This is a genomic window from Ignavibacteriales bacterium (assembly GCA_026390815.1).
Classification (GTDB): domain Bacteria; phylum Bacteroidota; class Ignavibacteria; order Ignavibacteriales; family SURF-24; genus JAPLFH01.
The window spans coordinates 1-12,666 of the sequence record JAPLFH010000043.1 but is presented as its reverse complement, the minus strand read 5'-3'; the positions used below and the strand labels follow the sequence as shown (position 1 = coordinate 12,666).

The 12,666-nt window shown below is 33.3% G+C and carries 7 protein-coding genes; 5 read left to right on the top strand and 2 right to left on the bottom strand.

Annotation, left to right across the window (positions count from 1 at the left end; all coding sequences use genetic code 11):
• Window positions 1–87: 87 nt before the first annotated feature.
• Together NTX22_13395 and NTX22_13390 are read right to left on the bottom strand one after the other, a co-directional pair.
• Window positions 88–1,437 (bottom strand): sigma-54 dependent transcriptional regulator, encoded by a 1,350-nt coding sequence (locus tag NTX22_13395; GenBank protein MCX6151520.1) that lies wholly within the window; start codon window positions 1,435–1,437, stop codon window positions 88–90.
• Window positions 1,434–3,449, bottom strand: a complete 2,016-nt coding sequence (locus NTX22_13390) for an ATP-binding protein (GenBank protein ID MCX6151519.1) — start codon at window positions 3,447–3,449, stop codon at window positions 1,434–1,436. Before NTX22_13390 ends, NTX22_13395 begins: the two co-directional genes overlap by 4 nt.
• Before the next feature lie 265 nt (window positions 3,450–3,714).
• Between NTX22_13390 and NTX22_13385 the strand changes: the two genes are divergently transcribed.
• The 5 genes from NTX22_13385 to NTX22_13365 all read left to right on the top strand — a co-directional run.
• A complete protein-coding gene (locus NTX22_13385; protein MCX6151518.1) occupies window positions 3,715–4,197 on the top strand; it encodes a hypothetical protein in 483 nt (160 codons plus the stop codon).
• A gap of 315 nt (window positions 4,198–4,512) precedes the next feature.
• On the top strand, window positions 4,513–7,230 hold the full coding sequence (locus tag NTX22_13380; GenBank protein MCX6151517.1) for a T9SS type A sorting domain-containing protein: 2,718 nt from the start codon (window positions 4,513–4,515) through the stop codon (window positions 7,228–7,230).
• Window positions 7,231–7,780: 550 nt separating this feature from the next.
• On the top strand, window positions 7,781–8,395 hold the full coding sequence (locus NTX22_13375; GenBank protein ID MCX6151516.1) for a hypothetical protein: 615 nt from the start codon (window positions 7,781–7,783) through the stop codon (window positions 8,393–8,395).
• Between the two features lie 456 nt (window positions 8,396–8,851).
• Window positions 8,852–10,270, top strand: coding sequence for a T9SS type A sorting domain-containing protein (locus NTX22_13370; protein MCX6151515.1), 1,419 nt, complete (start codon window positions 8,852–8,854; stop codon window positions 10,268–10,270).
• Window positions 10,271–10,318: 48 nt separating this feature from the next.
• A partial coding sequence (locus NTX22_13365; protein MCX6151514.1) for a hypothetical protein occupies window positions 10,319–12,666 on the top strand: 2,348 nt, incomplete at its 3' end.

Here is a 12,666-nt window from a genome sequence, read left to right as displayed (position 1 = left end):
AATTGATTATAATGAATTTTGGCTGTTTCCATTTTTAGTATAGACGAATTTACCGAATGCTCACGACAAAAAAGTCGAAAGGATTTTTTAACTTTTTAACTTTTCAAGTTTATATCTTAAGTTTCTTTCGGAAATATTTAACAATTTAGCTGCCTTGGACTGATTGCCATTAGTTTCTTTTAATGCCAACTGAATTATTTCCTTTTCCATATTTTCTAGTTGAACATTTAAATCATCAATACGCGGCTGAAAACCACCTTGATTATTTTCTGTCTTCAAAGTTTTAACATTTAGTGGTAAATCATTTGTAGTAATCAGATCACTTCGTGAAAGAACACACGCGCGCTGAACGATGTTTTCTAATTCTCTTACATTTCCAGGATAATCATACTTCATAAGGACATCTAAAACTTCCTTTGATAATTGCTTAGCTGGGCAATCAAACCGACTAATGAAATAATCAACAAGAAGCGGTATGTCGCTTTTTCTTTCTCGTAAAGGAGGAATGTTAATTGAAACAACATTTATTCTATAATAAAAATCTTCACGGAAAATGTTTTGCTTTATCAATTCTTCCAGATTACGATTTGTTGCAGTAATAATTCTTGCATTTGTCTTAATAACCTGGTTGGAACCGAGCCTTGAAAATTCACCGCTTTGGAGAACTCTTAAAAGCTTTACCTGTATTGCTGGTGGAATATCGCCAACTTCATCTATAAAGATTGTTCCGTTCTTTGCTTCTTCAAACCGTCCAATTCTTTTTTGATCTGCACCGGTAAATGCTCCCCTTTCATAACCAAACATCTCACTTTCCAAAAGTGTTTCTGGTAAAGCCGCACAATTTATAGTTACAAACGGATCATCTTTTCTATCGCTGGCAAAATGGGTTGCTTTAGCAAATAATTCTTTTCCCGTTCCACTTTCACCTCTGATTAAAACCGGTGCATTGCTCTTTGCAACTCTTCCGGCAATGTTTAGTGCTTCCTCCAGTTCTTTGCTTTGATAAATGATATTGCTAAAGTTGAACTTGATTTTCAACTCGTCTTTCAATTTTTTATTTTCAGAAATAATTTGTTTTTGAAGAATAGCCCGTTCAATTAGAATATCAAGCTCATCAAGATTCACAGGTTTTTGTGAGTAGTTATATGCCCCTGCTTTCATTGCTTCAACAGCAGTTTCAATATTTCCATATGCTGTCATCATAATTACAACTATCTCGGGATTTATTTTCTTCAACTCTAAAAGAACTTCTAGTCCGGTCATATCAGGCATTTTATAATCGGTAAGAACAATATCAACCAGGTTTTCTTTTGCTTTCTCTATTCCATTTTTACCGGAATCAGCAAGAAACACTTCGAAGGCTTTCTTCTTAAAATATCCACCAAGCGAATCGCGCTGCGGTTTTTCATCATCGATTATTAAAATTGAAACGTTCATATAATTGGAATCTCTATTGTGAATGTTGTTCCACCATTTATTTTGCTGTGGACTTTAACGTTACCGTTATGTTCGGTTATAATTTGATTTACAATACTTAAACCTAACCCAGTACCATTGGATTTTGTCGTAAAATATAAATTGAAGATTTTACTTATTTCATCATCGCTCATTCCTTTTCCGTTATCCATAACTTTGATAATAAGATTATTATTCTGCTGATAGGATTCTAATTTTATTTCTCCCCCGCTTATAACAGCATCAAAAGCGTTTTGAATAAGATTCACCAAACCTTGTTTCATTTGCGCCGGATCTATGCTTGCTTCAAAATCTTCACAATGATAATCATATTTCACTTTATTGCTAATCGCCTGGCTTTCAAACGATTTGTGAACATTATAAATGAATTCTTTCATTCTGGTTTTTTGCATTTGGATTTTTGGAGGCTTTGCAAATTTCAAAAATTGATTTATTATTTCACTTACCCGCTTTACTTCTGATTTCATCGTTTTTACTAATTCTAAATACTCATCTTTATCTTTAGTTGGAATAAATTCTTTTTCAAATCTTTGGACCGTAATTCCAATTGTATTTAATGGATTTTTAATCTCGTGAGCAACGCTTCCGGCAAGTTCTCCCATTGCTGCAAGCTTTTCCTGGCGTTTATGAATTTCTTCGGTATTTCTTTGTGAAGTTAAATCTCTAACAACTGCAACTACTGTATTGATACTTCCGTCAGAGTTTTTAATGATTGATGTGCTGCCACCAATAATAATTCCTTTACCATTTTTTGTTGTAATAGTATGCTCCCAATAATCAATTGGTTCCCAGGTAAGCAGCGTTTTATCAATTAAACTTTCAGGAGAATTTATAACATCACCACATTTTTTCCCAAGGATTGCTTCTGCAGATAATTCAAAAATATTTTCTGCTCCTTTATTAAACAGATTAATCTTCCCTTTTGAATCCACCGCTACAACACCATCAGACATATTTTCAAGAATGTTTCCTGTGTAAGTTTGAATTCTTTGATACTCTTTCTTTAAGATGGAGTAGTTCTGATTATTTGTAATTAGGATGATTATAATTACGCCGGTTAAGAGAAGAAAAGCTGAAATGATAACACTTCTAAGTACGGTACGATGAATTAAATTATCGACAGATTTTAGTGAAACACCAATTCTTATAACACCAAGGATTTCGCTTCCCACTCTAAATGGTTTTACTGCTTCAAGAATTTTTTCATTCTGATATGATAATTCCCGTGTTGCAAGTTTTTTTTGTAATAGTATTTCTTCCAGAAAATTATCTTTTGCAATTGAGCTTAATTCTTTTACACCTCCGCTCGCAGTAGTTATTCCTTCTTCATCCTGAATTACAACATATTTTATATCTTCCTCATCGGCAATTTTTTGGAAGAGTTTACCAATGCCAATTTTCTTACGGAATTCCAGAAGACGTTCTGCTTCGATGGATACAGCAATAAATCCTTTTCCACTTTCTCTTTTATGAATTACCAAGAAATGCTGTTTGTCTTCCATATCATTAATGGATGTGGAAACAAAATAATCATACTTTCCGGCAATCAAGGAATCTATTTCATCAGATAAAACACCAGTAATGTTTAGTTCGGAATAATGCGTGTTGGTATTTAATCCTTCCCACTTTTTTTCTGAAGAAAAGAGAAAGATGTGATCAATTTCTGTTGAAGTTGAAATGCTGTTTAACTCCGTGGTAGAAAGTTTTTTATGGGCTTCTAATTTGGAAATAAAATTTGAAGTGTTTATTAATTTGTCTGCAATCAGTTTCTCAACTTCCTGATTACTTATATAGGCATTCTCGCTTGCTTTCTGAACCGCTCTAAGTAAAGAAACCGCTTCTTCAGTCTTAGTCTGGTAAATATCCTTTTGTCCCTGGTAAATATCCATGAATGTCACAATCACCAGGATGAAAGCCAGAGTGAGCGAAATAAATACCAGGTATTTTGGTTTAACTGTAATGTTCGTTTTCATCTAACTCATCAATAATCGTGATACAAGATAATGAAATGCTCAATAATTATTCCGCAGGTTAATATTGTATTTCATTGTCAGATCAAATGAAATGAAATCAGTTATGGTTCATTCTCGACAAACATTGCAATAAAATTCGACCGATTAGTCGAAAGTATAAATTTAAATTTAGTTTTTAGTAGAAAAATCATTCGGCACGATGGTTGACTAAAAAGAATCGTGTTAGCACATACATAAAATTTTTTAATAAAAAAGGAGTAATAAAATGAAAACACAAAAGATGAAATTAGCCGCTATGATAATAGCACTTTTTACTTTTATCTTTTTTAGTTCAAACGTTTCTGCCCAAAATATGGGAAATGATAACAAACCAATGCAGCACGGAGCAGGTTTTGTAGACAACAATGGTGATGGCTTTAACGATAACGCACCGGATCATGACGGTGATGGAATTCCTAACGGACAGGATGCTGATTATACTGGTCCAAAAAATAAAAAGGGCAACGGTGGAATGCGTGGATTTATTGATGCAAATGGTGATGGAATAAATGATCTTTCCATCGATAGCGATGGTGATGGGATTCCTAATGGTAAGGATCCTGATTATGTTCGTCCACAAGATGGAACTGGAAAAAAACATGGTTTTGGTAAAGGTCAAGGATTAAAAGGCGGGAATGGACAAGGTATGGGAACAGGCACTGGTGTTTGTGATGGCACTGGTCCAAAAGGTAAAAGAGGTGGAAAATAATTCTTTTCTACGGGCGGTGGTAACACCGCTCAATTTTATTTGAATATCTTAATGCTGCACTTAGAAAAAAAATACTTGCAAAACTTCACACAGCACTCATTCTAAAAATTTCCCAAATCAATTGTTAACCAATCCAAAATTTGTACTTGCATAGCTAATCGATTAACATAAAAAAACCTTTCCTAAAATATTTTCCGGTTAGTTCAAATTGTTAGAACGCTACACTTTTTATTTAATTAAACTTTAGGAAAATAATTTGTAAAAACTAATTTCTTATTTAATTTGTAATCAAAAAAAACTATTACTCGTAAAACAATGAAACAAACCAACAAATTATTACTTGCATTTATTTTTATCCTGATGTCTTCATTCCAATCTATTTACGCACAGGGAAAAGTTTATCTTGTCCTCGGTTCAGATACAGCAATCTGGGATGGATTAGATGTCACAAAAAATTATTGTACATTCAATATAAGTCTTTATGATGACCCCCAAATGAACGCTTATAAAGTAATGGATCCCAAGTTCAGAGAGCAATTTAAGGATTCATACGGACAAACAATGAAAATGACATGGTGGATGATGGCTGGTAATGCATTTAGATTAGGAACAAACAAAAACATTCCGGTACCAAATACAATTACAATTTATGCAATGAAAAAATATCATGGGGAAGAAGTAAAAGCTTTAGGTGATGAACTTTCTTTGCATTATCACACTTTTGCCTGGACAGATTATAACCAGGATGGTAAATATTTTTGGAACCAGGCAAAAAATTTTAGTGAATGCAAAGAAGATTTTGATGTTACTCTCGCTCAATTCCTTCTTGAAGAAAATACTTTCCCGGTTTCTTTCCGCAGCGGCTGGCATTATATGGGTAATGAATGGCAAAACTATCTGGATAAATTAGTGCCATATTGTTTGCACAATGATTATCCTAATGTTAGAACAAGCATTGTTGAACCGATAGATAATGTTTACGACTGGTCCAAAGCATCAAAAGAATTTGTTCCGTTTCATCCTTCGCTGTCTAATTATCAATTACCAGGAAATGGCAAAAGCTGGAATACCCGTTCTCGTTATATGGGAAGTATGACTCAGGAACTTATGGATCAGATTTTTGCAAAAGCTAAAAACGGAGTTGATCAAGTCCCCTGCCTCTGGGCTCATCTTCCTGAAGCCGATTTCCCTGATAACATGAAAAGAATTGATAGTCTTGCACATATTTCTGCTGCAAAATACCCGACTGTCAAATTCAGCTATTGTACTGCCGTTGAGGCTATGCAAAAGTGGAGAAAAGGACAAGATACAACTGCACCTGTTTTAGATGTTATAGTCGCGCAATCTGGATCGAATGTAAGATTTTACATTCATACTGATGAGAATATTTTTCAAGCTGAACCTTTTGTAGCAGTTAAAGATATTTATGAACAGTACTTTGTTGTTCCATGTAATAATTTATCTGAGAACCACTGGAGTACATCAATGGAGTTTCCTGTATCTTCAATTGCAAAAGTTGGAGTTGCAGTAACTGATACAATGGGCAACCTTTCTACTAAATTCCTCAATTACCTACCTGATGATATTTATATTGACAATCTTGATAAAATGTATGATGAAGTAAGTGGTAACTGGACAACAAGTTCGTTGCGCTCTTGGGGAACAGATTCCCGGCAATGTACGCTTGGCGCAAAGGATAGTGCTAAAGTAAATTGGAAACCTGGAATTCAAAAATCAGGTTTATATAATATTTGGATGCAGATTCCTAAGACCAACAATCCAGCAGTCAAATTAACGTTTAAGATATTTTCCAATGGACGGATAAATGAAACAATAAATTTGAATGGACCATTTTCCGAAAATGACTGGACTTATATTTCCACATCCCAATTAGATGCCAGTGCTGATAGTTATATTCAGATGATTGCTTATGGTAAAGATCAGGTTGGAAAAATTTTATCCGCCGATGCCATGAAATTTTCAGCATTGATAAAAGATAAATCATTATACATTCGGGAAAAGCAATTGCAGCTTGGTCCAATCAGTGAAGGTGATACTGCTACTTATTCTCTCCAGGTTCAAAATCAGGGGAGAAATGATTTAACCATCACAAGCATTTCCACTGCCAACGAAAATCTTATTTCCATAAATGAATTACCAATTGTAATCAACGGAATGAAATCGGTGAATATCTTCCTTAAGTTTTATGGAAACAAAAGCGGTGAATTTAATGACACATTAGTTTTTAAAAGCAATGATTCACGTAATCCGATTTATACTCTTCCAGTTAAAATATCTGTCCAGACTTACTTTACAATTGTTGATAATGAGGACAGCACTTTTTATAGTGAGAGTGGCACCTGGGCAAAAAGCGTTGCTCAGGCTTGGGGTCCATCAAGTCGTTTTGGAATTTTAGGGCAAGGAGCTTTTGCTTCTTTCAAAACAGTATTGAAAAGAAAAGGCATTTACGAGATTTTTGAAATTGTTCCCACAACTGTAAATTCAACAACTAATGCGTTATATATTATCCAGGTTGGAACGGATAGCATTGGTTCCTGTTTTATTGACCAAAACAAGGGAAGTGGAAACTGGGTTTCTCTGGGACAATACAATCTACCGGACAGTCAGCAAGTTGAAGTTAAAGTTATGGATGTTGGAACATCAATTCCCAGTATTGTCCTTCGGGCAGATGCGGTGAAGTTTCAGTTGTTACAACCAACATCTGTATCTGGTGATGAAACAAATTTAGAAATTTCTGATTACCAACTATTTCAGAACTATCCAAATCCATTCAATCCAAAAACTAATATTCAATATTCACTGCCAAATACTGCTAATGTAAAAGTGATTATTTATAATTCGTTGGGACAGGTAATAAAACAGTTTTACGAAAAATCTCAATCCCCTGGGCAATATAAAATTTCATTTGATGGATCAGGATTAAGCTCCGGTGTATATTTTTATTCTATTTATGTAAGTGGAGTAAATGGGAAAGAATTTAGAAATGTAAAGAAAATGGTTTTACTCAAATAACGACATATGTCGCCTCAGAAAGAAGTAAATTTAAAAAAACAGCTGAGGTGACAAAAAACAAATCATACGTTACATTCATACGGCAAGGTCTAAATGTCTTCCTTGTGGGTATTATTATAATATTGTCAGTTAACTTTTTGTTTTTTATGCAAAAATATTTATAAGCTTTTTCCATTTTCCATCATCCGTCAATCCAGCTAGCGGGATCAACCGTGCATCTTGCCGCTCTATGGTATTATGTGGCTGCATGGTTAAAATTATTTTGTGCTGATTATTTAAAATTAATCCATGGCAAAGGTTGAGAGTATTTTATTGTCGGTAAAATTTTATTTCTCCCTTGCATGTTTTATTTTTTAAATCTAACTTGTTTCCAGAAAATTGTTCTGTACAAATTACATTGTCTTTATTATATAAGCGTGGGATATATATGAAAGATTATATAAATAGATTTTCTGACTGGGGAATAACCTCTGTATTATTCCAATTCCTTACATCTTCCTTTTCTTAATCAAAAAATAATTAATAAATATTTTTAACAATTGAGGAGTTAATGAAAATGGATTACATTCCAACAAAAGACGGCAGTCTTGATGCACACGAACTAACATTCGTTACAAAGCTTCCGGGCATAACTACATTACTGGGTATAACAGCAGAAGAAACAAATAATACTTTAGCCATTATAGCCAGCCACAGAACTGCTTATGCTGATATGAACTTAAAGAAAGCAGAAAGCAAAGCCACAGTTGAAAATAACGCTGCAAAAAAAGCGCTTGCCATTGCTGAAATAAGAAGGATTGCACAGAAAATAAAATCCTCTAACGGCTACACAGAGGCAATGGGACTTGAGCTTGGCATTATAGGAACAGCAGAAACAGGCGAAGATTTAGAAACAATTAAACCAACACTTAAAGGTAAAATATTAGGCGGCAGCGCTGTTGTAAGTTTTGATAAACAAAAAATGAATGGAGTAAAGATCTATTCAAAAAGAGGAAGCGAACCTGATTTTACTTTTCTTGCGGTTGATACTTCTTCACCGTATGAAGACAACAGGCAGAAGCTGAATGCAAACCTGCCTGAAGAGAGATTGTATTATGCATACTATCTTTGCGATGATCAGCAGGTTGGGCAACAGTCGGATATGTTAAAAATTGTTGCACCATAATAAAATACCTGGTTAACTAAGTTTAAAACCGGCTGCTATTTTAAATTATTATATTATATGGCAGCCGGCTAATTATTATAAAACTGTTTGGGATGCAATCCATATTTTTTTCGGTGGATCATTGAAAAAATTCTTGTTAGTACTTCTTTTTCCAGTTAGTATTTTCTCTCAGATTTTTCAGGTTTCATCAATTCCTTCTGAAGAATATACAATAGATTAATTTACAGGTGATATTTATATTGAAGTATTAGGAAGCGGAGTAATTAATAAATGCTTCGTTCTTGTTTTAAAATTATTTTTATTTAATGTAAGTAAATAAAGCAACTACTAAATATTATTATTAAAATTTAGGTTAAACAAATGGAAAAAAAATCAACAAGAAAATATTTAATTTGTTTAATGTTGTGTTTTATTTGTTTTTTACTTAAGCCTGTCTTGGGACAAATAGCAATACCATTGCCACCTAACCTTATATATCCTACTTTTTTTGAAACTGTACCTGTAGCATTTAATTTTAAATGGAATTCATCTATTGGCGCATCAAGTTATCGCCTTCAATTATCAGCAAAAGAAAATTTTTTAATATTAATTCTTGATGATTCAACAATAACAGATACTATATTTAAAATTGGACCTTTACAATATGGTAAGCATTATTATTGGAGGATGAATGCAAGAAATTCAGCAGGAGCCAGTAACTGGTCCGAAGCACGGATGTTCTACACAGATCCTTGGGAACCTGCACCGGAAAAATGGAGCAATCCTGTAAAGATAAAAGAATTAACACCGGATAAATATCATTATGCTAATTGTCCTACTGTAACTGCAGACGGAAAGACATTATATTATAGTTATGGTTCCGATTCAGCCAAAAGCGGGATTCATAAATCAATCTGGAAAGATTCTGTCTGGTCAAAACCTGAAAGAGTAAAAGCGGACTGGAATACTGGACTTGTGGATGGTCCCTCAATTTCTCCTGACGGAAAAAGATTATATTTCAGAGACTATGGATTGCCCGATGGTTATGGTGGATGGGATCTATATTATAGTGATTGGGATACAATTAAACAGGAATGGGGGCGGAGAAAAAATCTAGGACCAAATATTAATAGCGGGACAGACGATTGGGCTTGCATGACACCAGATAATAAGTACCTATACTGGATTAGGTATCCAAGTTTACCAAGGATTTCTGAATGGAATGATAGTCTTAATGTTTGGGGTCCTTCAAATTGGGTCGATATGTATAATTTTTTAGAATCTTTTGGTGCTGTAAGCTTACCTGCCAGCAGAAAAAAAATATACTTTGAAGGATTTTTTAATGTAAAAGATGGAAATGATATTGGAGTAAACTATTATGACACAGTTAAACAAGGATGGAAACTTCCGATGATATTAAATTTGAACAAAATAATGGATTCAGAAGTCACAGCTGATAATAATTGGCAATCAAATCCATGGATTACTGCTGATGGAAGGAAACTATATTTTGCAAGTGCTCACGACAGCACATGGGATATCTGGCTGAGTAAATTATTAGTTGATGAAAATGGCGATACAGTTACAACAGTAAACAATGACTATAAAAAACTAAATAAGGACTTCCAATTATTTCAAAATTATCCAAATCCTTTTAATCCAGAAACTACAATTGAATATAAAATTAATTCTTCATCAAAAATTATTTTATCAGTTATCAATTTACAAGGACAACAAGTTGCAGTAATTGAAAAAGGATACAAAGATAAAGGACATTATTTTATTAATTGGAACAGCAAAAACAGTAACGGAATGCTGGTTTCTTCGGGTGTGTATTTCTGCATATTGGAAACGGAAAGTAATAGATCAATTATTAAAATGATGGTAATAAAATAATAGGAATAATTTATATATATAATTTTAAATCAGAAAGGAGGATTGATCATGTTATTAGCTAAAAATATTGTTTTTACATTTTTATTTTTCTTATTAATGACCTGTTTTAATCAAGCTCAAACAAACACTAAATGTTTAACAATGGAAGGAGGGTCTTCACCAACAATTACAGCAGGTACAATAAGACCTATTATTATTTACTGCGCTGATACTGGTCAGGTTTCTATTATTCCATCAGGTCTTCGATATTCCAATGTTCAACAATTAATGTCAGAATATTTCTCCAAAGCAACATTTGGGAATCTTCATGTAGAATTAACCAAAGTTCTAACACAAGGTGATGATGGGATACATGCATATATCTCAAGAGTGCCATATGATTGGTCGGCTGAAGTTGTACAAGCTACTCTTTGTCAAGATATCCTTCAACAGGCAGATGATGATTATAATTTTGGCAGTTTTGATAATAACGGACCTGACGGAATTCCTAATTCAGGCGATGACGATGGAATTGTTGATTATGTAATATTTACATTCCTTAATTATTCCGGATACCGTGGAACAGTAGGATTACCGATTAACGCAATTTTTACAACTAATGATTTAACTCCTGGTGGTAGTTTTATAAAAATCGATGGTTCGGGTTATTTGTCTAGTAATAATAAAGCTATAACCGGTAGGATGGATTTAAGAGATATGCAACATGGAGTTTATGATTATCTTTCAGGATATTTTCATGAAATGGGCCATTCTTTATTCAATTTTCCGGATATGGACCATAATTATTTTGGCTATTATAATCATTATTCATTAGGGGGCTTTGAAGTAATGGCAAGTATTCCTGGATTTAACGGAATACCATCACCATATAATCCTTGGTTCTGTGAAGTTGAAGGTTGGAGAACAGTAACTCCTATTACAGGTGATATTTCCCCATCAATAAACGATTATTATTCGGGAACAACGAACTATGGATATAAATATACACCCACAATACCTTCATATGCATGGCAAAATGAAAAATTTTATATTACATTACATAAAAAGGGATTATTGAATCGATGGACAGAAAATTGGCCCGTGGATTATAATTTGGGTGGTGTTTTAATTTGGCATGTTTCTGAAAATTCAATTAACTCCAACTATATCAATAGAAGAAAAGAACCAATAGATATTGAAGCAGCTCATGGTAAATGGATTTGGCAAGAATTATCAGATAGGGTTCAAAATACAGGCATTCCTGATCCTCTTGCTGGTTTAGACAGTCTTGAAATAAGAAAAATTTCTGGTAGTGAAGAAATCCAGGGACCTTACTTTAATAGAGATAAAGGGAGCAACTCTGTTTTCTTTACGCCAAATTCAAATAAGGATTTTACATTTTACACAAATCCTAATAGCAATTTTTATAATATTTCTTCCGCACAGAATTATGTGCAAAATGTAACTAGCGGCTTTGCAGTTAAAAATATTAGAAATTTTAATGGTACAAATTACCTTGATATTTATACTAATAATGATACAATAACTTCTAATGCAACTTTAGTTGCTGGTAAATGGTATATTACTAATAATATTACTATTGCTGCTGGTGTAACATTATCTATTAACCCAGGAGTAAATTTAATCTTTAATAATAACTCTTCACTTATTGTAAGTGGTACATTAATAGCAAATGGAACTCCATCCTCAAAGATTACATTAAATTTTGTTTCTCCAAATTCAACAACTCAGAATGGAATAAAAGTAAATTCCAATGCATCGTTAACAATAAATCATGCTGATATTTATTCTGCATATAACGGTATTGCAGTAAACAATGGTACAATTTCAGCTTCGGATGTTACATTTACAAGTTGTACTAATGGATTAAATTTTACAGGTAATGTAAACATACAAAGTGATTTAACTGTACCAAGCGGCGTAACACTTACAATAATTACCAATACAACAAATCCCATTGCAAAGTTGAATTTACTGAATAATTCTGTCCTGAATGTTTACGGACAGTTAACATCAACAACAACATGGAACCCAAACAATGTTATTTTTGATTTTCAGTCACCATTTATTTCTGAACAAAAAATAAATGGAATAAGGCTATATCCCGGTTCATTCTTTTATGTTTATGCTGCTCATTTCAAGAATGCGTATTGTGGAATAATTTGTAAGGATTGTTCACCCTACCAAGGCAATTTTCTTTATACTAATTGTTTCTTTGAAAATATGGAGGTAATAGGAGGAAGTATTACCAGCAATTATTTACAAGGTCATTATTTAGTTGAAGAAAATTTAATTGTTGCCGGAAATGATTTAACAATAGATCCACCTTCTTATTTTCTTTTTCTAAATGGATCTTCTCTTATTAGCAACGGAGAATTATATATCAATGGAGGTGA